At 70.4% G+C, this 17373-nt stretch carries 26 protein-coding genes and 1 tRNA gene; 21 read left to right on the forward strand and 6 right to left on the reverse strand.

Features of this window, described 5'->3' with window-relative positions; translation table 11 throughout:
- The first annotated feature begins 153 nt into the window (after positions 1 to 153).
- From OG594_RS08590 to OG594_RS08605, 4 genes are all read left to right on the forward strand, one after another.
- Complete coding sequence (locus OG594_RS08590; RefSeq protein WP_266596808.1) at positions 154 to 1320, forward strand: HpcH/HpaI aldolase/citrate lyase family protein; 1167 nt, start codon at positions 154 to 156, stop codon at positions 1318 to 1320.
- 101 nt (positions 1321 to 1421) lie between these two features.
- Complete coding sequence (locus tag OG594_RS08595) at positions 1422 to 3980, forward strand: phosphoribosyltransferase (RefSeq protein WP_266596810.1); 2559 nt, start codon at positions 1422 to 1424, stop codon at positions 3978 to 3980.
- Entirely contained in the window at positions 3977 to 4807 is an 831-nt protein-coding gene (locus OG594_RS08600) for an HAD family hydrolase (RefSeq protein WP_266596812.1), read from the forward strand. The genes OG594_RS08595 and OG594_RS08600 overlap by 4 nt, the downstream gene beginning before the upstream one ends.
- Positions 4804 to 5463, forward strand: a complete 660-nt coding sequence (locus tag OG594_RS08605) for an O-methyltransferase (RefSeq protein ID WP_266596813.1) — start codon at positions 4804 to 4806, stop codon at positions 5461 to 5463. Before OG594_RS08600 ends, OG594_RS08605 begins: the two co-directional genes overlap by 4 nt.
- A 22-nt stretch (positions 5464 to 5485) precedes the next feature.
- Here OG594_RS08605 and OG594_RS08610 read toward each other — a convergent pair whose 3' ends face one another.
- The 3 genes from OG594_RS08610 to OG594_RS08620 all read right to left on the reverse strand — a co-directional run bounded on the left by OG594_RS08610 (position 5486) and on the right by OG594_RS08620 (position 7958).
- Positions 5486 to 5698 (reverse strand): zinc ribbon domain-containing protein, encoded by a 213-nt coding sequence (locus OG594_RS08610; protein ID WP_094744670.1) that lies wholly within the window; start codon positions 5696 to 5698, stop codon positions 5486 to 5488.
- A gap of 48 nt (positions 5699 to 5746) precedes the next feature.
- Complete coding sequence (locus tag OG594_RS08615; RefSeq protein ID WP_266602728.1) at positions 5747 to 6313, reverse strand: DUF4383 domain-containing protein; 567 nt, start codon at positions 6311 to 6313, stop codon at positions 5747 to 5749.
- 400 nt (positions 6314 to 6713) lie between these two features.
- Positions 6714 to 7958: a hypothetical protein gene (locus OG594_RS08620; protein ID WP_266596816.1), complete on the reverse strand. Its 1245-nt coding sequence runs from the start codon at positions 7956 to 7958 to the stop codon at positions 6714 to 6716.
- A 105-nt stretch (positions 7959 to 8063) separates the two neighbouring features.
- Between OG594_RS08620 and OG594_RS08625 the strand changes: the two genes are divergently transcribed.
- Positions 8064 to 8138: transfer RNA gene (locus OG594_RS08625), tRNA-Val, on the forward strand.
- A 95-nt stretch (positions 8139 to 8233) separates the two neighbouring features.
- Here OG594_RS08625 and OG594_RS08630 read toward each other — a convergent pair.
- The 3 genes from OG594_RS08630 to OG594_RS08640 all read right to left on the reverse strand — a co-directional run bounded on the left by OG594_RS08630 (position 8234) and on the right by OG594_RS08640 (position 10450).
- Positions 8234 to 9583, reverse strand: a complete 1350-nt coding sequence (locus tag OG594_RS08630; protein ID WP_266596818.1) for a hypothetical protein — start codon at positions 9581 to 9583, stop codon at positions 8234 to 8236.
- Between the two features lie 64 nt (positions 9584 to 9647).
- A complete protein-coding gene (locus OG594_RS08635; protein ID WP_266596820.1) occupies positions 9648 to 9854 on the reverse strand; it encodes a hypothetical protein in 207 nt (68 codons plus the stop codon).
- Positions 9855 to 9964: 110 nt separating this feature from the next.
- On the reverse strand, positions 9965 to 10450 hold the full coding sequence (locus OG594_RS08640; RefSeq protein ID WP_266596822.1) for a helix-turn-helix transcriptional regulator: 486 nt from the start codon (positions 10448 to 10450) through the stop codon (positions 9965 to 9967).
- A 210-nt stretch (positions 10451 to 10660) separates the two neighbouring features.
- On the opposite strand from OG594_RS08640, the gene OG594_RS08645 reads away from it, so the two are divergent.
- The 16 genes from OG594_RS08645 to OG594_RS08720 all read left to right on the forward strand — a co-directional run bounded on the left by OG594_RS08645 (position 10661) and on the right by OG594_RS08720 (position 17334).
- Positions 10661 to 10867 carry a helix-turn-helix domain-containing protein gene (locus OG594_RS08645; protein ID WP_266596824.1) on the forward strand — a complete coding sequence of 69 codons (207 nt, stop codon included), beginning with the start codon at positions 10661 to 10663 and terminating at the stop codon, positions 10865 to 10867.
- Positions 10864 to 11160, forward strand: a complete 297-nt coding sequence (locus OG594_RS08650) for a hypothetical protein (protein WP_266596826.1) — start codon at positions 10864 to 10866, stop codon at positions 11158 to 11160. The genes OG594_RS08645 and OG594_RS08650 overlap by 4 nt, the downstream gene beginning before the upstream one ends.
- 104 nt (positions 11161 to 11264) lie before the next feature.
- Positions 11265 to 11639, forward strand: a complete 375-nt coding sequence (locus tag OG594_RS08655) for a hypothetical protein (RefSeq protein ID WP_266596828.1) — start codon at positions 11265 to 11267, stop codon at positions 11637 to 11639.
- Entirely contained in the window at positions 11636 to 11875 is a 240-nt protein-coding gene (locus OG594_RS08660) for a hypothetical protein (RefSeq protein WP_266596830.1), read from the forward strand. The genes OG594_RS08655 and OG594_RS08660 overlap by 4 nt, the downstream gene beginning before the upstream one ends.
- Positions 11872 to 12123 (forward strand): hypothetical protein, encoded by a 252-nt coding sequence (locus tag OG594_RS08665; protein ID WP_266596832.1) that lies wholly within the window; start codon positions 11872 to 11874, stop codon positions 12121 to 12123. Before OG594_RS08660 ends, OG594_RS08665 begins: the two co-directional genes overlap by 4 nt.
- Positions 12120 to 12638 carry a hypothetical protein gene (locus OG594_RS08670; protein ID WP_266596834.1) on the forward strand — a complete coding sequence of 173 codons (519 nt, stop codon included), beginning with the start codon at positions 12120 to 12122 and terminating at the stop codon, positions 12636 to 12638. Before OG594_RS08665 ends, OG594_RS08670 begins: the two co-directional genes overlap by 4 nt.
- Positions 12635 to 12841 carry a hypothetical protein gene (locus tag OG594_RS08675; protein ID WP_266596836.1) on the forward strand — a complete coding sequence of 69 codons (207 nt, stop codon included), beginning with the start codon at positions 12635 to 12637 and terminating at the stop codon, positions 12839 to 12841. Before OG594_RS08670 ends, OG594_RS08675 begins: the two co-directional genes overlap by 4 nt.
- Positions 12841 to 13023 (forward strand): hypothetical protein, encoded by a 183-nt coding sequence (locus OG594_RS08680; protein WP_266596838.1) that lies wholly within the window; start codon positions 12841 to 12843, stop codon positions 13021 to 13023. Before OG594_RS08675 ends, OG594_RS08680 begins: the two co-directional genes overlap by 1 nt.
- Before the next feature lie 93 nt (positions 13024 to 13116).
- Positions 13117 to 13644, forward strand: a complete 528-nt coding sequence (locus OG594_RS08685; protein WP_266596840.1) for a hypothetical protein — start codon at positions 13117 to 13119, stop codon at positions 13642 to 13644.
- The gene (locus OG594_RS08690) at positions 13644 to 13961 is read left to right on the forward strand and encodes a hypothetical protein (RefSeq protein WP_266596842.1); all 318 of its coding nucleotides are present in this window, start codon (positions 13644 to 13646) and stop codon (positions 13959 to 13961) included. The genes OG594_RS08685 and OG594_RS08690 overlap by 1 nt, the downstream gene beginning before the upstream one ends.
- Positions 13958 to 14176 (forward strand): hypothetical protein, encoded by a 219-nt coding sequence (locus OG594_RS08695; protein WP_266596844.1) that lies wholly within the window; start codon positions 13958 to 13960, stop codon positions 14174 to 14176. Before OG594_RS08690 ends, OG594_RS08695 begins: the two co-directional genes overlap by 4 nt.
- 116 nt (positions 14177 to 14292) lie before the next feature.
- Positions 14293 to 14676: a hypothetical protein gene (locus OG594_RS08700; protein WP_266596846.1), complete on the forward strand. Its 384-nt coding sequence runs from the start codon at positions 14293 to 14295 to the stop codon at positions 14674 to 14676.
- Positions 14673 to 15167, forward strand: coding sequence for a hypothetical protein (locus OG594_RS08705; RefSeq protein WP_266596848.1), 495 nt, complete (start codon positions 14673 to 14675; stop codon positions 15165 to 15167). Before OG594_RS08700 ends, OG594_RS08705 begins: the two co-directional genes overlap by 4 nt.
- Before the next feature lie 105 nt (positions 15168 to 15272).
- Positions 15273 to 15524, forward strand: coding sequence for a hypothetical protein (locus OG594_RS08710; RefSeq protein ID WP_266596850.1), 252 nt, complete (start codon positions 15273 to 15275; stop codon positions 15522 to 15524).
- Positions 15521 to 16375, forward strand: a complete 855-nt coding sequence (locus tag OG594_RS08715) for a YqaJ viral recombinase family protein (protein WP_266596852.1) — start codon at positions 15521 to 15523, stop codon at positions 16373 to 16375. Before OG594_RS08710 ends, OG594_RS08715 begins: the two co-directional genes overlap by 4 nt.
- Positions 16376 to 16383: 8 nt before the next feature.
- Positions 16384 to 17334 (forward strand): AAA family ATPase, encoded by a 951-nt coding sequence (locus OG594_RS08720; RefSeq protein ID WP_266596854.1) that lies wholly within the window; start codon positions 16384 to 16386, stop codon positions 17332 to 17334.
- Positions 17335 to 17373 lie beyond the last annotated feature (39 nt).

A 17373-nucleotide genomic window follows, 5' to 3' on the forward strand; every position in this document is an offset into this window, starting at 1 on the left:
CCCCCCGTAGGGCCTTGTCTCGAACGCGAGACCTGGGCATGGTGCAAGAGGGTTACCTGAACTTCATGTGCTTGAGGAACTCTTGACTCACGTTCGTACGTACTATTACCGGCCATGCCAGTTGGGCCGCCGAGGCAGTACGGGGGATAGCACATGCGTCATTTTGGGCACATATCGCCCACCGTCCGTAAGGACCTCTTCCACCAGGAACCGGCGGAATTCACCGGAGCCTCGCCCGCCCGCGTTCTCGCGGCGGCGCTGGGAGCCACGCTCTACAGCCCGGCCACCCGGCCCACGCTCGCAGCCGACATCCGCAAGCAGGCCGGCCGCGGGGTCGTCTCGATGGTCCTCTGCCTGGAGGATTCCATCAGCGACGGCGATGTCGCCGGAGCCGAGGAGAACCTCGTCCGGCACTTCTGCGAGCTCGACGTCGACGGCGCGGAGCTCCCGCTGCTCTTCATCCGCGTCCGCACGCCCGAGCAGATACCCGACCTGGTGCGCCGGCTGGGCGGCTCCGTGCGGCGACTGGCCGGATTCGTACTCCCGAAGTTCGACGAGAACCGCGGGGTCGCCTTCCTCGAAGCCGTCGCCGAGGCGGAGGCGGTCAGCGGACTGCCCCGCCTGTACGCCATGCCGGTCCTGGAAACCCCCGGCCTCCTCCACCTCGAAACCCGCGTCGAGGCCCTCGCCGGCATCTCCCGCACGGTCAACAGCCACCGCGAGCGCGTCCTGGCGCTGCGGCTCGGCGTGACCGACTTCTGCTCGGCCTACGGCCTGCGGCGCACGCCCGACATGACCGCCTACGACGTCCAGATCGTGGCGGGCGTCATCGCGGACGTCGTCAACGTCCTCAGTCGGGCCGACGGCACCGGCTTCACGGTGACCGGGCCCGTCTGGGAGTACTTCCGCAGCCAGCAGCGCCTCTTCAAGCCCCAGCTGCGCCGCAGCCCCTTCCTGGAGGAGGGCGTGGAGGAACTGCGCACCGCCCTGATCGAGCACGACCTGGACGGCCTGCTGCGCGAGATCGAGCTGGACCGGGCCAACGGGCTGCTCGGCAAGACCTGCATCCACCCCGCCCACGTCACGCCCGTGCACGCACTGTCAGTGGTCTCGCACGAGGAGTTCTGCGATGCGCAGGACATCCTGCGGCCCGAGCGCGGCGGCGGTGGCGTGATGCGTTCCTCCTACACGAACAAGATGAACGAGGTGAAGCCCCACCGGGCCTGGGCCGAGCGCACCATGCTGCGCGCCGAGGTCTTCGGGGTGGCGAAGGAGGAGGTCGGCTTCGTCGACCTCCTCACGGCCGGGCTCCAGGTGTGAACGCGCCCGCGCGAACGCCGGCCCAGGCCCAGGCCCAGGCCCAGGCCCAGGCCCATGCACAGGCCCAGGCCCAGGCACAGTCCCGGGCACAGGCACAGGCAATGACGATGACGAGGAAAGGCAAGACGATCGAAGAGGTGTGGTCGGGTACCTGGGTCGCGGACCGGCTGGGCGTGGGCCTGGAGGACTCCGGTGACGGTGCGCGGCTGACGGACCTGCTCGGACTGGCCCTGCGGCGCAACCCCAAGCGCGCCCACCTGCTGGTCTCGCAGGTCCTCGGCAAGCACGTCCCGCAGTCCCCGACCGTCGTCCACGCCGCCGGTTTCGGCCTCGGCACACGCGTACGGGCGCTGCTCGGCGAGGACGGCGCCGCGGCCGCCGTGGTCCTCGGCTACGCCGAGACCGCCACCGGCCTCGGCCACTGCGTGGCCGACGGCCTCGGCCCGGCCCCCTACCTGCACTCCACCCGTCGGCCCGTGCCGGGCGTGCGGGCGGCCGGCGGCTTCGAGGAGGCGCACTCGCACGCCACCTCGCACCTTTTGCTGCCCGAGGACCCGCAGCTGCTCGCCGGCAGCGGGCCCCTGGTCCTCGTCGACGACGAGTTCTCCACCGGCAACACGGTCCTGAACACCATCCGCGACCTGCACGCCCGCCACCCCCGCTCGCACTACGTCGTCGTCGCCCTCGTCGACATGCGTTCGGCGGCCGACCGCGACCGGCTCACCGCCTTCGCCGCCGAGCTGGGCGCGCGCGTGGACCTGATCGCCCTCGCCTCGGGCACCGTCTCCCTCCCGGACGGCGTCCTGGCCAAGGGCCAGGCGCTGGTCGAGGAGTACGAGGCGCGGACCGCCCCGCCCGAGCGGGACCGGGGCGGCCCCGCCGACGCGGCGGACGCCCCGCGGCCGGTCACCCGCGTGGACCTGGACTGGCCGGCGGGCGTCCCCGACGGCGGCCGCCACGGCTTCACCGCGGCCCACCGCACCCGCCTGGAGGCGGCCCTGCCCGAGCTCGCGGGCCGGCTCGCCGCCGCGCTGGGCGAGAACCCCGGGCGGGTCCTCGTACTCGGCAACGAGGAGCTGATGTACGCGCCGCTGCGCCTCGCCAAAGCCCTGGAGGACGCGGGCGCGGCCCGCGAGGTCCGCTTCTCGACCACCACCCGCTCACCCGTGCTCGCCGTCGACGACCCCGGATACGCGATCCGCACCCGGCTGGTCTTCCCGGCCCACGACGCCCCGGCCGACGGCCCCGGCGACCGCTACGCCTACAACGTCCACAGCACGGACGGTGCCGGTTTCGACGCCGTCGTCGCCGTCGTGGACTCGGCCGGGGACACCCCCGAGCTGCACACGGGACTGCTGGCGGCCCTCGCCCCGCACACCGGCCACGTCGTCCTGGCCGTCGTCCCGTCCTACACACCCGACCGGCGGGAGCCGAAGCCGATCATGACTGACTCGACCGAGCTGACCGACCCGACCGAGCTCACCGACCCGACCGAGCTGACCGAGCTGACCGACCCGACCCTGCGCGAGCCCCTGCGCGGACCGGCCTTCTCCTCGTACGCCCCCGAGGACGTCGGCTGGCTGCTCCAGGACCTTTCCGACGTCGAGCTGGAGGCGCCGACGGAGGAGCGCGAGGAGGCGATACAGGCGGGCGGCGCGCACTACGCCGAGTCCCTGCCCGTCGAGTACCAGCCGTCCCCCCAGTACCAGGAGCTGTACCAGAGCGCGCTGGCCGCCTCCGCCGTCCGCGTCGCCCGGGCCGTCGGCACGGTCACCGAGACCGTCCTCGCCGAGCGCTCCCCGTCCCCGGTCCTGGTCTCCCTGGCCCGCGCCGGCACCCCCGTCGGCGTACTGATGCGCCGCTGGGCCCGCGCCCGCCACGGCCTGGACCTGCCGCACTACGCCGTCTCCATCGTGCGCGGCCGCGGCATCGACGCCAACGCCCTGCGCTGGCTGGCCGCCCACCACGATCCGGCCGACGTCGTCTTCGTCGACGGCTGGACCGGCAAGGGCGCCATCACCCGCGAGCTGCGCGAAGCCCTCGCCGAGTTCGAGGGCTTCAACCCGGAGATCGTCGTCCTCGCCGACCCCGGCTCCTGCGTGCCGACGTACGGCACCCGGGAGGACTTCCTGATCCCCTCCGCCTGCCTCAATTCCACCGTCTCCGGTCTGATCTCGCGTACGGTGCTGAGGTCCGACCTCGTCGGTCCCGCCGACTTCCACGGCGCGAAGTTCTACCGCGAGCTCGCCGGAGCCGATGTCTCCGTCGCGTTCGTCGACACCGTCGCCGCCCACTTCGACGCGGTGGCCGACGCCGTCGACGAGGAGGTCAAGGAGCTGCTCGCGGCCGACCGCACCCCCACCTGGGAGGGCTGGGCGGCGGTCGAGCGGATCAGCGAGGAGTACGGCATCCACGACGTGAACCTCGTCAAGCCCGGCGTCGGCGAGACCACCCGCGTCCTGCTGCGGCGGGTGCCGTGGAAGATCCTGGCGCAGCGCGGCGCCGGGGCCGACCTGGACCACGTACGGCTGCTCGCCGAGCAGCGCGGCGTCCCGGTGGAAGAGGTCGACGGCCTGCCCTACACGTGCGTAGGACTCATCCACCCCCGATTCACGCGCGGCGCCACCGGCGCCGACGGAAAGGCTGTGGCCTCGAAGTGACTGTCCTCGTAGCCAGTGATCTCGACCGTACGCTCATCTACTCGGCGGCCGCCCTCGGCCTGACCATGCCCGACCCGGTGGCCCCGCGGCTGCTGTGCGTCGAGGTCCACGAGAGCAAGCCGCTGTCCTACATGACGGAGACGGCGGCGGGACTGCTGGCGGAGCTGACGGCCGATCCTTCGGTGGTCTTCGTCCCCACCACCACCCGGACCCGCAAGCAGTACCAGCGCATCCGCTTCCCCGGCCGCCCGGCCCGGTACGCCATCTGCGCCAACGGCGGGCAGCTACTCGTCGACGGGGTACCGGACCGGGACTGGCGGCGGCAGGTCGCGGCGCGCCTGGCCGAGGAGTGCGCCCCCCTGGAGGAGGTGCACCAGCACCTGCTGGCCACGGCCGACCCGGCGTGGCTGCGCAAGGCGCGCCTGGCGGAGGACCTCTTCGCGTACCTCGTCGTCGAGCGGGCCCTGGTCCCGGACGAATGGCTCAAGTCCCTGACCCGGTGGGCCGAGGACCGCGGCTGGACGGTCTCCCTCCAGGGCCGGAAGATCTACGCGGTCCCGCGCCCGCTCACCAAGAGCGCGGCGATGCACGAGGTCGCCCGCCGGACCGGAGCCTCCGCCACCCTCGCCGCCGGCGACTCGCTGCTCGACGCGGACCTGCTGCTGGCGGTGGACGCGGCCTGGCGCCCGGGCCACGGCGAACTGGCCGACGCGGCCTGGACGGCGCCGACGGTGACCGCGCTCGCCACGGCGGGCGTCCTCGCGGGCGAGGAAATCGTGCGCGCATTCGCCCAGGAGGCGGCCCGACTGGGCAGACTGGACGCATGACCAAGGGCAACAGCACCAAGATCACGGATGAGCTCTACCGGTACATGCTCGACCACAACCCCCCGCTGGACCGGGTCCAGCGGGGGCTCGTGGCGACGACGTACACCAAGTTCCCCGACGTGGCCGGGATGCAGTCGGCGGAGGAGCAGGGGCCGCTGCTGGCCTTCCTGGTGCGGCTGACGGGCGCCCGCCACATCGTGGAGGTCGGCACCTTCACCGGCTTCTCGGCCCTGTCGATGGCCCAGGCACTGCCCGCCGACGGCCGCCTCATCGCCTGCGACGTCTCCGAGGAGTGGACGCGGTACGGCCGGCAGGCCTGGGAGGAGGCGGGCGTCGCGGACCGCATCGAGCTGCGCATCGCACCGGCCCTGGAGACCCTGCGCGCGATGCCGACCGAACCGCACATCGACATGGCCTACGTGGACGCGGACAAGCAGAGCCAGATCTCCTACTGGGAGGAACTCGTGCCGCGACTGCGTCCGGGCGGCCTGATCGTCACCGACAACACGCTGTTCCACGGCACGGTCCTCGACGAGTCGGCCACCGGCGCGGCGGCCGGCGTCCGCGCCTTCAACGACCACGTGTCGGCGGACCCGCGCATGGAATCCGTCCTGCTCGCGATCTCGGACGGCCTGACCCTGTCCCGCAAGCGCTGAGACTCCTGCCCGGGACCCGGGATCAGCCGCAGCCGCCGCCACCGCAGCAGCCGCCCCCGCCGCCCATCGCGGGCGCGGGGGCGCTGCTCGTACCGCCAACGGCGACGGCGGACAACAGCTTCACGGTGTCGGAGTGCCCTGCCGGGCAGTCGGCGGGCGCGGAGGACTCGGCCATGGGCCGGCTGACCTCAAAGGTGTCGTCGCAGGTCCGGCAGCGGTAATCGTATCGAGGCATGCGCACAGGCTAAGCGCGCCCGGCGCCCGGGCGCTACGTACGCCGCGGCTACGGGCAGCGGCCGTGCATGACGGGGGTCACGGGGGCCCGCCCCTGAACGCGCCGCGCCCGGTCCTCCCGGGCCGCCTGCTCGGGGTGGCGGGCCCGCCAGTACGGATTGTCGTGCGGCAGGGCGCTGCCCACCCGCCCGTACATCCCGAACCACATCAGCATCACGCCGACGACGAAACTGAACAGCACGTTCTGGATCTTGAAGGCCAGGAAGTTCAGCTCCGTGTCCAGCAGCGCGAGGTTCACGAAGCCGCTCGCGATGAACAGCACGCCCAGCACGATGTTCAGGGTCGAGGCGAAGGTGCCGCCCACCACCATCCCGTAGATCAGCAGCGCGCCGATGCAGATCGACAGGACACTCAGCGCACCGTTCGTGTTCAGGGCCAGCACCGTGTCCCCGCCGGTGTCGAAGAACCCGATCTGATTCACCAGCCCCAGGATCCCGAACACCACCAGCAGCAGGCCCATCAGCCCCGCCCCGACCCGGTACACCTGGCCGAGCTTGTGGTCGGTGGGCAGATGATCGTCGAGCTGCGCGTTGACCGGATGCAGCACGCGTGCCATGCGCCGCGAGGCCGTGTCGGCGAAGCGCGGCGGGGCGGGCGCGTTGGGATCGGGCTCATGGGCGACGTAGGGCGCGTAGTGCTCGTGCGGCTCGGTGCACCCGTACGCCGCGTGAGCCACGTAGGGCTCATGGGCCACGGGAGGCTCGTGGGTGGTGTGGGCAGCCATGGTGCCCTCCTCTGCTCCGTTCCCGGCACCTCCCAGCATCCGCCGCAGGCGGCAAGGAAACAACCGGGTGCACAACCGGATGCCCTCCGGGGCTGGGCCGTCCCTTCCGGATCTTGCCGGGCGGGCCCGGCCGGGCCGCCCGGCACGGCACCTCGCGGCGTTGCCGGGACACACTCGAGTACGTCCAGCACCAAAGCGCCGGGCTCATCCAGCAAGAGCCGAAAGAGAGAGCCTAGGCGTGCCCGCGCTCGGCCCGGATCCCGCTCACCACCCGGTTCACGCCAGCCCGTACGTCCGCCATCTCCAGCAAGAACGCCCAGTAGTCCGGATGCCGCTCCTCCAGGGCCGAAAGCGCCCGGGTCACCCGGGCCACCGCCTCGTCCAGCGGCCGCGCGTGCCGCGGATCCGGCACACTGCGCCCCGCCATCGCCAGCCGCTGCGCGTCCCGGATCGCGAAACGGGTCCGGTCCACCTCCGCCTGCGGATCCCGCGCCACCGCCTCCAGCCGCGTCAGCCGGTCCTGCGCCGCCGACACCGCCTCGTCCGTCGCGTCCAGCGAGCCGCGGACCGCCTCGATCAGCGCCCCCACATCGGCCCAGCGCTGCTCGTCCCGGGCCCGGCCGGCCTCCAGCAGCTGCTCCTCGGCCCGCGCCACGTCCCGTACCGCCTGCTCCGGCACGTGCTGCAAGTCCTGCCAGCAGGCCGCACTGAACCGCCGCCGCAGCTCACTGAGCACCGGATCCACCCGGTCCGCCCGGTTGCGCAACGCCTGCGCCCGCGTCCGCAGACTCACCAGCCGCCGGTCGATCTCCGCCGCCCGCTCGGGCAGTCGCGCCGCCTCGGCCCGTACGGCCTCCGCGTCACGCAGGATCCGGTCGGCGCGCTGCACCGTCTCCTGCACGCCGTGCTGGGCCGCGCCCTGGTTCAGCTTGGTCAGTTCCGGGCCGAGCGCCGCCAGTCGCGCCGCGAGGTCATCGGCCCGCATCCCCTTGGCCCGTACGGCGTCCAGCGCGTCACTGGCTCCGATCAGCGCGGCCCTGGCCCGCTCCCGCGCCGGCGCCACCCTCGCGAGCTGCGTCTCCGCCTTGTCCAGCAGCGGCTGCAGCCCCTGCGCGAACCGCTCGAGCTCCCCCTGGACCCGCACCAGCTCGTCCCGCGCCCGGGTCAGCTGCTCCCGCGCGCGCGTGGCGACCGAGGCCTCCAACTCCGCCCGGTCCAGGTCGTGCGCGTCGACCGCCTCGATGTAGACGTGACTGACCTCGTCGATCCGCCGCCCCAGCGCGGCGAACCCCTCGGTCGCCTGCCGCGCGGCGGGAGACCCGTCCGCCGCGGCGATCGTCTCGATCGAGATCCGCAGGTCCCGCTGCGCCGTGTCCAGCTCGTAGAACGCGGCCGCGGCGGCATCCTTCGCCGCCTGCGCATCCGCCCGCCGACTCTCGTCCCGCCCGCCGAACCACCGCCGGGATGCCGTCGTCACAATCCCTCTCCCGTACCGCGTCCGCCATGCCCCGGTCCATTCTCTCCCACGGGATCGGGTTTGCGTGGGGGGTGTGCGCGCCATGTAGGCTGTCCACTCATCCACGGGTGCGTAGCTCAGGGGTAGAGCGCTGCTCTTACAAAGCAGATGTCGGCGGTTCGAAACCGTCCGCGCCCACCATGTTTGACCAGGCATCGAGCCCCGGACCATGATCGGTCCGGGGCTCTTTTCATGCTCGATGGGAGTGGATTGGGAGATCCACTTCTCTGGAACGCTTAGCCGACCTGCGCCATCGCCGTCCTCCGGCCCCGCTCCCATCGGGCCTCCAGCGCGTCCAACCGCTCTTTCCGCATCTGCGGCGTCACATGCTCGTACACACCCTCGATGTCGCCGGTGACCGCCCAGCCCATCGTCTTGAACCTCAAGGCCCGGTCCACCCGGTCTTCCTTCATCCACGTGTCATGCGTGTGCCGGGCGCCTCGCATCGTGAACTCCGGCAGGATCGGCTTCCATTCGCCGCGGCCGGCGTAGCCGCGCTTCCTGGGGATCGCCTTGCGTCCGTCGGCCGCCGGTCGGAGAACTCGGCTGTAGTTTCCGCGCCGCCACCAGGCCCCCTCTGGTCCGGGCGTACTGAACACGTACTCGTGCGGCCACTCCTTCAGGTGCTCTTCCCAAAGGCGGGCCAGGAAGGGAGGCAAGTCGACCTCGCGACCTGATGTCTTGTTCTTGGGAGGCCCAAGGTACAGGCGCACCTGCCCCTTGGGCTCCTTACGTCGGTTGGCCTTCCAGCCTTTCTCCACGCACTGGGCCAGCCGCTCGTCCTCCGCCTTGCGCCAGCCCTCCAGCTCCTTCTCGTCGAGGGCGAACTCCACCTCGTGCAGGGCGCCGACCTTCGGATCGATCCGAAGCACGGTCCGCTCAAAGGGCTTTCCATCCAGCTCATCGGCCCGCTTGAGGAGAACGTTGCTGCGATGCAGTCCCGCTAGCTCGCCCCAACGTAGACCCGTGTAGCAGGCTGACAGAGCCATCAGCCCTTCCACGCCGCCCAGTCGCTGGTACAGCCGGTACGCCTCTTCAGGCTGCGCCCAGACCTCTTCGTCGTCATCTTCCTCGTGGCCGACCGCGCCCTGCTGCTGCGTCACGTCATGGACTGCACGGTCGCTCTGCCGACGGCGGCCGTACATCGGATTGGCCAGCAGGTAGCCGGCGTCTGCCGCTCCCGTCAGGATCATGCTGAGCAGGGTCAGGGCATGTCCCACAGTGGACTGCGCGCAGGTCTGCTTGTTGCCCCAGGCGCGCGCCGTGAAAATGTTGATCTCACATAGCTTCGTCGTACCGAACCCAGGGATCAGATGCCGGGTGAGCAGACGTTGCCGCTTGATGACGGTGGCGGGAGCCACCTTCTGCGCGGCCATCCAGATCGGGGCGAACTCCGCGAACGGCGTCCGGGCCTTCTCCGGGTCCTGCCAGCGGCCGGCCCGGATGGCAGCCTCCTGATCCTCACCCCAGTCCTCTGCCGCCTTCTTGGTTCGGAAGCCGGGTTCGGACCCCAGAGTCCCGTCCGGCCTCTTGTAGCGGGCGCGCCACGGGGTCTTCCCCGTCCCGCGCTTTTCTCCATACGCCATGGCACCCCTCGGTAGTTGGTGGGCGGTCCATCCCGAGACAGCAACGGGTGCGGCAGCCAGCCAGCTACACCGCCCGGAGGTTGGCACGGGACACGGCAGGCTTGCGGTCCCAGTACCAGACGGACACGTTCATCGCGGCCTCGAGCATGCTCGCGGCGGCGGCACTGTAGTCCTCTTTGAGGACCCAGACGACCGGGCAGTCGGGCTGATCGTCAACGACGAGTGACAGCCCTCCGGGCATGGAGGCAACCCGGATAACGCGGACCAACATGCGGCCCCCTCACATCACCTGACGCGGTAGCCCCCCTCGCAGGTAGTCAAACGATGTCACACAGTTAGGTGAAATGTGGAGCATCGCGTCAGAAGTAATAGGGAAACCCGCTAGGCCTCGTCAGCCTCATCGCCCGCCGTGATCTGACGGAGCGCCCGCTGGATGCGAGTCCACTCCTGGAGCGCTGCCCGCAGCTCGTCCGGGGCCATGTCCGCGGCCTCGCTGTCGTGCTTGAAGACGACGACAAGACGCGACTTGGATCCAGGAAGGGTTAGGTCGAGGACCTCAGTGTCTTCAACTTGTCCTTCCGACAGTTCGCGCGCAACTCGCAGGGGCATGCCTTCGGCGAATCGCGGGGCCGCCTCGGGGGCCGCTTCGGACAGGATCCGCGTGGCTGTGCCTGGTTCCCAGCCCAGCGCCTTCTCGACCTTCCCAATGGTCGGGGGCGTTCGCTTCCGCTCGGTGCCGGCCTCCAGGGACTGCACCGTCTGACGGGTAACGCCCGCGTTGTTGGCCAGGTCCTGCTGGGTTGCCATGCCCAGGTGTTCGCGCTGCGCCTTGATGGCGCGGCCGAGTCGCTTCCAGTCACGGTCCATGCGCACATGATGCCGCACGGATAGGCAACCACGCCCGCATGGTTCCGGCCTTTTGACCTGCGCTTAAGGGTGCGCTCAGGTTCCCAGCGGTTGCCCACTGCTTCCTTCTGCGCCGGTTCACGCCCCTTGAGTCAATCCAATGTCAATTGAAGTCGATTCAATGCGGCCGAACGCTTGCGTCTTGCCAATCCAATGCCTAACGTAAGTCATGTGAAGCCCAACGGCGCAGCGCTCCGGGCGATACGAGAGAGGAGCGGCTGCGGCCTGCGGGAACTCGAACGAAGAACGGGCCTAACTAGGCCCTTCCTCTCTCGACTCGAACGCGGAACCCGCGGCGCCTCCCCCTCGACGCTGCAGCTCATCGCAACAGCGCTCAACATCCCGATGACCGCCATCACCAAGGAGGACAAACAGTGAGCAGCCCGCCGACTGCAATCGAAGAGCTCCCGCCCCTGCAGGACGACCGGCTCTACGACGCCGACGAGACCAGCCTGTACGTGAAGAAGAGCGCCCGTTGGCTGAAGCGTGCGGGCGGTGCCGACGAGATCCAGCACACCCGGGTCGGCCGGTCGGTGCGATGGAGCGCCAAGAACATCCGCGACATCACGGCTGGCGTGAAGCACACCCCCAGCCACGGAACCTCGCGGAGCCCGGTACGACAGGCGAGTCGCCCCCACAGGGCCAAGGCCGCAGCGCTGTCCGCCGCCTAAGCGGCTATGCGGCCCCGACCGCCGGTCTCTACACCGCCGGCCAGGACCGCTTCAACCAGATCCACCCCTCACCTGCACGCCTACATGCAAGGAGAAGAGGACCCGTGACCGACATCATCGCCGGTGATCCGGCTCCCACCAACCCCACCGCCCACAGCGCCGCCGCCGGCCTGCGTGGCCTCGCGGACTGGCTCGACGCCAACCCGACTCTGCCGCGCCTGTCGGACCAGCGCATTCTTCTATGTCTCTCCAAGAATGCCGACGTCGAGGAGTTCGCCGCAGCACAGGGCTGGCCTGTCGTCTACGACGGCGAGGGCAACGCCTCGGCCTCCAGGCTGTTCGGGCCGATCGAGTACCACGCATACGGCTACGTCGACTTCGACGCGCACTGCGCGGCAGACGACGAACGACGGGCCCGCAAGTGGGCGGAGAAGCAGGGCCTGGAGATCACGGCGCCGGCGGGCGGTGACCCGCGATGACCACGCCGACGCCTGAGATCGCCCGCCTGGACGTGCCGCTGGCGCAGCTGGACGCGGACCTGCAGTTCCTTCGCCTGAAGCGTGAGGCCGACGCCCAGGAGGCCCGGATCCGTGACGGCATCCGCGCCGAGATTGCCCACCTGAAGTGCGACGCCGACCCGGACGCGTTCACCCGCCCGTTCCCCTACCTCGGCAAGGGCACCCCCGCCCGACTCATCGACGGAGGCCAGTCGTGAAGCCCCGCCAGTTGTCCCGCGAGGAGCGGACCGAACGTCTGCGACTCCTCCGCGGTCGCGAGAGTGCCCGCCGGGTCCGCCTCTCCGGCGGCAACCTCCTCGAACTCCCCGTCCAGCGTCGCATCTCTGCCGCGATCTACGACCCCGGGCTCATCACCCCGCGCGGCGACGACTACCGGGAACCGCTGAACGCCTGGCAGACCCGAGCGGTCATGTACGTCCTCGCCGAGGACGGAGGCCAGTCGTGAGCAACTACCGCGCCAAGCTCGAGAGGGCCAAGGCCGAGGGGCAGCGGCAGGCCGACGCGTGGAACGCTGCGCACCCCGTCGGCACTCGCGTCATCGCCTACCCGAGTGTCCGCCCCGAATACGACGCGAACCTTGCGGCGAACACTCGCCTGGTCACGACGACGCGCACCCCGGCCTGGATCCTCGGCCACGGCGAACCGGTCGTGTCCGTTCACGGGTACGCCGGCGGGATCACCCTCGAACACATCGACATCGACCACGACAGCCCACTCCTTGGAGGCGAGCTCCTCGCCCACGTACTGACAGAAGCCACTTACGGGCGGATCGACCGATGGCTCGACGACATCGGCATCTTCGCCAAGGGCTACTGGCAGGAGGTTGACGGGAAGCTCATCACCACCGGCCTGCGCATCGGCGAGAAGCCGGGCCACGTTGTCGCCAAGTTCGGCGACACGATCATCTGGCACGGCGACCGCTCCTTCTCCGTCCGCCAGTCCGAGGTGGCGGCGTCATGAACTGGGCCGCGCACGACGCGCGGACGTCGGATCTGTCGCCGGCTGAAGAGGCCGCGCTGATCCGCTGCCTGGCCCGGGAGCGGTCGCAGGACGGCCGCTCGCACGGCCGGGGCTGCCTGTGCCCGGCCTGCCACGTCCGCCGGGCCGACGCGACCATGCGGGCCCTGCGGATGCTGGCCGCCGACGCGAAGCAGGCGGCGTGATGGCCACCGAGACCGTCATGTCGGTCCTGCTGTCCGACCCGCCGCCCGTGCTGGTCGCCCCGGCGCTGCTGCGGGGCCTGGGGCTGACGGACCGCGAGCCGCCGGCCTGGATTGCCGATCCGGACCTGCGGGAGTCGATCAAAGCCGGGTTCGTTGACCTGCCCGACTGGGAGGCGCCGTGACCCTCCGCCGCATCGCCGTGCTGGACGGCCTCGCTGCTGCCGCCTCACTCCTGCTCATCGCCCTCGGGCGCCGCATCCAGACCGGAGGCCGAAGTGCCTGAAGCCCCGCTCGACGCCCGAGCCGAGATCACACTGCTACGCGACGCAATCCACGCCAGCCACGAACAGGGCTCCCACCTGCACCACGTCTTCAGCGGCTGGGAAGAGTGCGCTCCCTGCGAGAAGGCCAACGAGGAGGGCGATGGCACCTTCGCCTGCGACGCCTACAAGGGGTGGCAGAAGGAGACCGAGGCGGGGCATCGCTCCCGGGCCGAGATTGCGGTCGACCAGCTAGTCGCCGCTCTCGCCGAGACGCACGCCAAGCTGGAGATCGCCGAGCGGCAGGCCCGCGAGCTGGATCGGGCGCTCAGCGACGCGATCCGAGAGCGCGACTTCGCCGACGACATGGCCGACAAGCTGGCCTACGCCATCGCTCCGATCGAGGTCATCGGCGAGCACTCGTCCCACAACTGCCCATGGCAGAACGCCCTGGACCTGATCACGCCGGTGGCCGAGGTCGACCGCCTCCGCAAGGAGAACGCCGACCTCGAAGCCGGACTCGGCCTGAACGAGGCAGCCTGATGAGCCTCCTCGGCATACCCCGCCCCGGCGGTCGGCATCGCGCGGTCGATGAGGTCATCCGCCTCCGCGCCGAGCTGGACCAGGAACGGGCCCGCAGCGCGGACCTGCGCCGGCAGCTCGACACCGCCAAGGACGGATGGGACAAGGCCAACGCGAAGGCCAGCCAGTACCGGGACGAACGAGACCGGGCGGTCGAGGCCACGCGACAAAACCAGCAGGCCGTCTCCTCCCTCACCGCACTACCCGAGCTGACCGAGACGCAGCCGATACGGGTCATCACCCTGCCGGACGCCGCCGCGAAGGGAGCCCTCCAGTGAGCTACCGCACCGTCGGCGCGGATCAGGAGCTGGTCGTCGACTGCGACATCTGTCCGGAGTCCCTCGAAGACGGCGACTGGGTCAGCCGGTTCGCCACCGAAGCCGAGGCCGCCGAGCAGGCTGACGCGGCCGGCTGGGTCGAGACCGACGCCGGAACGGTCTGCTCGCGGGAGAACCTCCCACACCGCCAGGCCCGCACCGGCCAGGCCGCCTAAGAACCGCCGGGCCGGTGGATGACAGCGGCCACCGAGCCCGGCCACCAACCACACGCAGGACGCCCCCGCCGCGGCAAATGCGGCAGGGGCGCACCCCAAGCATCCCAGGGAATCCCATGAACTCCTGGCATCACGCCCAGTCGTCGGCCCGTAAGTGGGGCGGGGAGCCGCAGCTCTACCTTCCGGTCCACGAATTCATCGACAGCTCGAAGCGGATCATCGGCGACTCCCGGCACCGCTCCCTCTACCACCACACCGAGGGAGTCTGGCTCTGCCAGCGGATCTTCGGCGTCACCCTCGACATCCCCAAGGCGCGCAGCATCACGCAGGTCCCGGTCCGGCTCGTCGCCGAGCAGCACGTCCTCGAAGACCTCGGCTGGCTCCCCAGCCCCGCGGACTACATCGACGGCATGCCGATCAAGCCGTGGATGTCCGGCAGCCGGCGCAAGACCGTCCCGCTCTCGCACCTTCTCCTCACCCAGCCCGGAGGCACCCAGTGACCAGCACGACCCGCAACTTCCTTGGAATCCCGGTCGAGGGCGACATCACCGAAGGCTCGACACGGGTCGAGCAGAAGCCCATCGAGGAGTTCCAGCCCACCCTGCAGGCCATGCTCGACGACCCGACCATCGTCGAGTTCGGGTGGCGCCAGTACACCCCGTACTTCAACGACGGCGAGCCGTGCGAGTTCAGCGCCTACGGCACCTGGGTCCGCACCACCGACGACAAGGACGTCGAAGACGACTACGAGCTGGAAGTCGACTCGCACCGCACCCTCGGCAAGCGCCCGTACCGGCGCCAGCCCGACGGCGAGTACGCGGTCCAGCCCTACGAAGGCCCAGACGAAGCGCGTTACGACCGGTGCCGCGCGCTGGGCGGCGCGGTCGAGGGCGGCCGCTTCGAGACCGTCCTCCTCGCCGCGTTCGGCGACCACGCGGCAGTGACTGTCCGCCGCGACGGAATCCAAGTCGATTTCTACGAGCACGACTGACCCATCCCAGACCGGCCGTTCGAGCGCACCGCGCTCCGGCCTAGGGCCCGTCGCTCCACTTCCCCCCGCAGAGCGACGGGCCGCCATTTTCTGAAACGAGGACCCATGAGCACCGGAACACCCACCATCCCCGCCGAGACCGCCCGCCACGTCCTCGCCCACTTCGGCCACGGAGGCGTCAAGCCCGGCCGGTTCGGCGAGCAGCTGATCACCCTGATTGCTGGAGCTGACCAGCAGAACGCGGCCCGCCTCGCCGACAGCTTCCCCGCCGAAGCCGAAGCGGTCCGCATGGCCCAGTACGACGAGGACGGCATCGCCAAGCTGCAGGCCATCGCGAACGGGCAGGCCGCAGCGTGACGACCACCCCGACCGGCGTACTCCTCGGGACGTTCACCCCCGGGACGAAGGAGTGGGACGAGGCGCGCGCTGGCCTGTGCATCACGGCCACTCAGATCGCTGCGGTCATGGGCTGCTCGCCGTGGTCGAACCGCTTCAACCTCTGGCACAAGAAGTCCGGTCTCCGCGTCCCGCCGTTCGTCGTCACCCCGCAGGTCGAATGGGGCAACCGCCTCGAGCCGGCCGTCGGCACCAAGTTCGCCGACGAGCACCCGGAGATGGCCCTCGCACCGACCGGCACCTGGCAGCACCAGGACCGACCGTGGCAGCGCGCCACCCCCGACCTCCTCGGCCATGAACTCGTCGAGATCAAGACCAGCCCCGTCGCCCACGAATGGGACCAAGGGGTCCCCCTCCACTACTACTGCCAGGTCCAGTGGCAGCTCGACACCCTCGGCCTGGACCGGTGCCACGTCGCGGTCCTGATCGCCGGCCACGACTACCGCGAGTACGTCGTCGAGTACGACGCCGACGACGCGGCGACCATGCGACAGGCGGCCGAGGACTTCCTCGCAACCGTCCTCAACGGACAGCGGCCCGCCATCGACGACAGCGAGATCACCTACAACACGATCCGCGTCCAGCCCGATCGCTACGACGCGATCGACGTCGAGATCCCCGACGACCTCGCCGAGCTGTACATGTCCCGCCGCGAGTACGCCAAGGCCGCGGACGCCGAGTACACGGAAGCCAAATCCCTCCTCCTCGACGCCCTCGGCAACGGCCGCAACGCGGTCGTCGGCGACCAGCGGATCGCCTACCGCACCGCCCGCGAGGACGGCTCGACCATCGCCCTCCAGCCCGCCCGATAGGAGCCACCATGTCCCGCCTTCAGGGCAACAGCAGCCAGCCCGCTGGGAATGAATACGACGATGGCCCGTTCGCCTTCCGCCCCGCCACCAAGGACGGCCACAAGGCCCGCCTGTCGATCCAGGGGCCGTCTGGATCCGGCAAGACCTGGACCGGACTCCAGGCCGCCGCAGGATTCGCGGAGGGGAAGCGGTTCGCGGTCATCGACACCGAGCGAGGCGCCGCCGCCCTCTACGTCAACGACATCGACGCCGAGTTCGACACCCTGCCCATGCACCGCTACAACCCGCGCGACCTGATCAAAGCCCTCGCTGCCGCGGCACAGGCCAACTACCCGGCCGTGATGGTCGACTCGCTCAGCCACTACTGGAAGGGCACCGACGGGACCCTCGATCAGGTTGACAAGTTCGCTAAGGCCAAGTTTGGCGGCAACACCTTCGCCGGCTGGGGGCCTGCGGGCGATCTGCAGAACGAAATGATCGAGGCGCTCATGGCCTACCCCGGCCACGTCGTCGCCACGATGCGGGCCTCCACCAAGTGGGTCTTGGTGGACAAGGCACCCGTGAACATGGGGGTGAAGGCCGAGCAGCGCAAGGGCATCGAGTTCGAGTTCGGCGTCGCAGCCGAGATGAACGTCGATAACCAGCTGCGCTTCATCAAGGCCCGCTGCCCGGCCTTCCGCGGACTGGAGCTCGACCGCCCCGACGGTGCCCGCGACATCGCCAAGCCCTACCTCGACTGGCTGCGCGCCGGCGCCAAAGAGATCGACACCACCACCTGGGTCGACGCGGCCAGCTCCGCCGCCGCAACCCCGGACAGCCTGCTCGCCCTGTACCGCGAGGTGGAGGCGGCCAGCGCGCTCGCCACTCCGCTCATGCATCCGGAGACCGGCCAGCCGACCAGCCTCGGCGACTACATCCGGACCCGCGGCACCGCCCTCAGGGCCACCGCACAGCAGTAGCAGTGCTCGGGGCCGGTCCCGCAGCAATCGGGACCGGCC

This window comes from Streptomyces sp. NBC_01214 (assembly GCF_026340975.1).
Lineage (GTDB): Bacteria > Actinomycetota > Actinomycetes > Streptomycetales > Streptomycetaceae > Streptomyces.

Excerpts from the sequence above, each read along its gene's own strand:
- OG594_RS08615 (WP_266602728.1), bottom strand. The coding sequence starts at position 6,313 with ATGGCACGCGTGCTGCATCCGGTCAACGCGCAGCTCGACGATCATCTG.
- OG594_RS08630 (WP_266596818.1), bottom strand. The coding sequence starts at position 9,583 with ATGGCGTATGGAGAAAAGCGCGGGACGGGGAAGACCCCGTGGCGCGCC.
- OG594_RS08680 (WP_266596838.1), top strand. The coding sequence starts at position 12,841 with ATGGCCACCGAGACCGTCATGTCGGTCCTGCTGTCCGACCCGCCGCCC.
- OG594_RS08720 (WP_266596854.1), top strand. The coding sequence starts at position 16,384 with ATGTCCCGCCTTCAGGGCAACAGCAGCCAGCCCGCTGGGAATGAATAC.
- OG594_RS08605 (WP_266596813.1), top strand. The coding sequence starts at position 4,804 with ATGACCAAGGGCAACAGCACCAAGATCACGGATGAGCTCTACCGGTAC.
- OG594_RS08640 (WP_266596822.1), bottom strand. The coding sequence starts at position 10,450 with ATGGACCGTGACTGGAAGCGACTCGGCCGCGCCATCAAGGCGCAGCGC.
- OG594_RS08635 (WP_266596820.1), bottom strand. The coding sequence starts at position 9,854 with ATGTTGGTCCGCGTTATCCGGGTTGCCTCCATGCCCGGAGGGCTGTCA.
- OG594_RS08610 (WP_094744670.1), bottom strand. The coding sequence starts at position 5,698 with ATGCCTCGATACGATTACCGCTGCCGGACCTGCGACGACACCTTTGAG.
- OG594_RS08710 (WP_266596850.1), top strand. The coding sequence starts at position 15,273 with ATGAGCACCGGAACACCCACCATCCCCGCCGAGACCGCCCGCCACGTC.
- OG594_RS08590 (WP_266596808.1), top strand. The coding sequence starts at position 154 with ATGCGTCATTTTGGGCACATATCGCCCACCGTCCGTAAGGACCTCTTC.
- OG594_RS08700 (WP_266596846.1), top strand. The coding sequence starts at position 14,293 with ATGAACTCCTGGCATCACGCCCAGTCGTCGGCCCGTAAGTGGGGCGGG.
- OG594_RS08595 (WP_266596810.1), top strand. The coding sequence starts at position 1,422 with ATGACGATGACGAGGAAAGGCAAGACGATCGAAGAGGTGTGGTCGGGT.
- OG594_RS08675 (WP_266596836.1), top strand. The coding sequence starts at position 12,635 with ATGAACTGGGCCGCGCACGACGCGCGGACGTCGGATCTGTCGCCGGCT.
- OG594_RS08660 (WP_266596830.1), top strand. The coding sequence starts at position 11,636 with ATGACCACGCCGACGCCTGAGATCGCCCGCCTGGACGTGCCGCTGGCG.
- OG594_RS08690 (WP_266596842.1), top strand. The coding sequence starts at position 13,644 with ATGAGCCTCCTCGGCATACCCCGCCCCGGCGGTCGGCATCGCGCGGTC.